Annotated in this window: 3 protein-coding genes; all 3 read left to right on the top strand. The window is 74.6% G+C overall.

What is annotated here, in order from left to right; translation table 11 throughout:
* The coding region (locus E2C05_RS30355) for an SPOR domain-containing protein (protein ID WP_192912553.1) at nt 1–355 on the top strand (355 nt) is incomplete at its 5' end.
* A gap of 138 nt (nt 356–493) precedes the next feature.
* Nucleotides 494–751 (top strand): hypothetical protein, encoded by a 258-nt coding sequence (locus E2C05_RS34115; protein ID WP_192912552.1) that lies wholly within the window; start codon nt 494–496, stop codon nt 749–751.
* A 111-nt stretch (nt 752–862) separates the two neighbouring features.
* Nucleotides 863–2,983 carry an acetate--CoA ligase family protein gene (locus tag E2C05_RS30345; RefSeq protein ID WP_133223340.1) on the top strand — a complete coding sequence of 707 codons (2,121 nt, stop codon included), beginning with the start codon at nt 863–865 and terminating at the stop codon, nt 2,981–2,983.
* Nucleotides 2,984–3,050 lie beyond the last annotated feature (67 nt).

Here is a 3,050-nt window from a genome sequence, read left to right as displayed (position 1 = left end):
GGCGCGGCCCGGCTTCGGGGTGTTCAACACCGCCCAGGCCGGCACCCTGCCGCCGGCGCTGCGGCAGACCGTGGCGCGCGGCCCCGCCCCGGCCGCGACCCCGGTGCTTGCTCTGGGCGGTGCCTGGGCGGTCCAGGTGGGCGCCTTCGCCAGCCAGGCGCAGGCCCGCGACGCCGCAGCGGCGGCGCAGGACATCGCCGGCGGGCGGACCGCCGTGCATCCGGTGGGCGCCGGCCGCGCCACCCTGTTCCGCGCCCGCGTCACCGGGCTGACCCAGCCGGCGGCGCAGGCGGCCTGCGAGCGGCTGAAGCGCAAGGGCGCCTGCATGGTGCTGCCGCCCGACGCCCAGGGCTGACGCGGGCCCCCGCGCGGCGTGGCGGCGGCGCCACGCCGCCGCGCTTGCCGGCCGGCGCCGGATCATGTCACGCAGTTCTGCATGCGGCCCGCCAGGGCCGACTGCCGTTCGAGCGTTGATCGGCCCGGAGGAGCAAGCATGGCCCATCGCCACCTGGATACCGAGGCCGAGAGCCTCTTCGCCGCATCGCCGCAGCCGGTCCGCCCCATCGTCCTGGGCGGCGAGGGCGAGGACGACGACGACGACCTCGACGATGACGACGACGAGTTCGACGAGGACGAGGACGACGACGAGGACCTCGACGAGGACGAGGACGAAGACGACGACGACGACGAGGATCTCGACGACGACGACCTCGAGGATCTCGACGACGAGGAGGACGAGGAGGAGGCGTGAGCGGCCGCCGCCGCGCGGCCGCCCCGGCCCCCGCACCCGGCCGCCGGCCCCCTTGCTGAGGCCGCCCCTCTCCCGCAGGGTGCGGCCGGAGTGATGCTGGGGGAGACATCCATGACTGCGGTTGCCGCGCCGGCGAATGCCGGCTTCGCATCGCTGGATGCGCTGGTGCGGCCGCGTTCGGTTGCCGTCATCGGCGCATCCGACGAACCGGCCCGGATCGGCGGCCGGCCCATCGCCTACATGAAGGAGCGCGGCTTCGACGGCGCGCTCTGGCCGGTGAACCCGAAGCGGGCGACGGTGCAGGGATTGCCCGCCTTCGCCGCGGTCGAGGCGCTGCCGGCCGCGCCCGACGTCGCGATCATCGCCGTGCCCGCCGACCAGGTGACGCCGACGCTGGATGCGCTGGGCCGCAAGGGCTGCCGCGCGGTCATCGTCTTCTCCGCTGGCTTCGCCGAGATGGACGAGGCCGGCGCCGCCGCGCAGGACCGCCTGACGGCGGTGGCGCGCGGCCACGGCATCCGCATGCTCGGGCCCAACTGCCTCGGCGTGTTCAACGACAGCATCCGCTTCTACGGCACCTTCACCGCCAGCTTCGAGAAGGGCTTCCCCATCCCGGGGAATATCGGGATCGTCTCGCAATCCGGCGCCTATGGCACGCATGTGTTCTCCGCCGCGCTCGACCGCGGCCTCGGCGCGCCGGTGGTCATCACCACCGGCAACGAGGCCGAGGTGGCGCTGGGCGATGCGCTGGGCTGGATGGCGCAGGCGCCGGAGGTGGAGGTGATCTGCGCCTATGCCGAGGGCATCCGCGAGAGCGCGCAATTCATCGCCGCGCTCGACCTCGCGCGGCGCAACCGCAAGCCGATCGTGATGATGAAGGTCGGCCGGTCGCAGCTTGGCGGCGCGGCGGCGAAGTCGCACACCGCCTCCATCGCCGGCGACGACACCGTCACGCAGGCGGTGCTGGACGAGTTCGGCGTGGTGCGCGCCCGCACGACCGAGGAGATGCTCGACATCGCCTATGCCGCGACGAAGCGCATCTACCCCGCGCGCAACACGCTGGGGGTGCTGACCGTCTCGGGCGGGGCGGGCGTGCTGATCTCGGACGCCGCCGAGCAGGCGGGGGTGGAGATGCCGCCGATGCCGGAGGAGGCGCAGGCGCGGCTGCGCGGCCTGGTGCCCTTCTGCGCGCCGCGCAACCCGGTGGACTGCACCGCGCAGGTGACCAACAACCTGCCGCTGATCAGCGAGTTCGCCGAGAGCGTGGCGCGCGACGGCGGCTACACCTCGATCCTGTCCTTCTGGTCGCAGACCGCCGCCGGCCGCAGCGTGGGGCCGAGCCTGCAGGAGCAGATGCGCAAGGTCCGCACCGCGCATCCCGACCGGCTCTGGGTCATGTCCATGCTCGCGCCCAACAAGGTGCGGGACTACGAGGCGGATGGCTGGATCTGCTTCGAGGATCCGTCGCGGGCGGTGAACGCGATCGCCGCCATGGGCCGCTTCGGCGCCGCCTTCGCCCGCGCGGCGGACGCCGCGCCGGGCCCGTCTCTGCCGGCCGTGACGCTGCCGGCGGCGACGCCGAGCGAGGCGGTGGCCAAGGCGCTGCTGGACGCGGCCGGCGTGCCGGCGGTGCCGGAGCATGCGTGCAGCGACAGCGAGGCCGCGGTGATGGCGGCCGACCGCATCGGCTACCCGGTCGTCCTCAAGATCCTGTCGCCCGACATCCTGCACAAGAGCGAGATCGGCGGCGTGCTGCTGGATGTCGGCGATGCGGCGGCGGTGCGCCAGGGTTTCGGCACGCTGCTGGACCGCGCGCGGCGGCACGCGCCGGCGGCGCGGATCGAAGGCGTGCTGGTCGCCAAGCAGATCAAGGGTGCCGTGGAGATGGCGCTGGGCGTGCTGCGCGACCCGGTCTTCGGGCCGGTGGCGATGGTCGGGCTGGGCGGCGTCTTCATCGAGGTGCTGAAGGATGTCGGCTTCCGGCGCTGCCCCTTCGATGCGGCGGAGGCGGAGCGGATGATCCGCGGCCTGCGCGGCTTCCCGCTGCTGGACGGCGCGCGCGGGCGGCCGAAGGCGGATGTGGCGGCGCTGGCACGGGCGCTGTCGGCGCTGTCGGCCTTCGCCGTCGCGGCCGGGCCGCGGCTGGCGGGCGTGGATGTGAACCCGCTGCTGGTGCTGCCGGACGGGCAGGGCTGCTTCGCGGCGGATGCGGTGGTGGAGGTGGATGGCTGAGCCGGCGCCGCCGCGCCGCGGCCGGGGGACGGTCCGCGCGGCCCGGCGCGCATCGCGGCGCGCCGGC

It is taken from the genome of Paracraurococcus ruber, from assembly GCF_004353985.1.
Lineage (GTDB): Bacteria > Pseudomonadota > Alphaproteobacteria > Acetobacterales > Acetobacteraceae > Paracraurococcus > Paracraurococcus ruber.
This window is presented reverse-complemented; position numbering and strand designations above follow the sequence as displayed.

What these genes read in the sequence shown, in the direction of transcription:
- E2C05_RS34115 (WP_192912552.1), top strand. Translation starts at nt 494, where the DNA reads ATGGCCCATCGCCACCTGGATACCGAGGCCGAGAGCCTCTTCGCCGCA.
- E2C05_RS30345 (WP_133223340.1), top strand. Translation starts at nt 863, where the DNA reads ATGACTGCGGTTGCCGCGCCGGCGAATGCCGGCTTCGCATCGCTGGAT.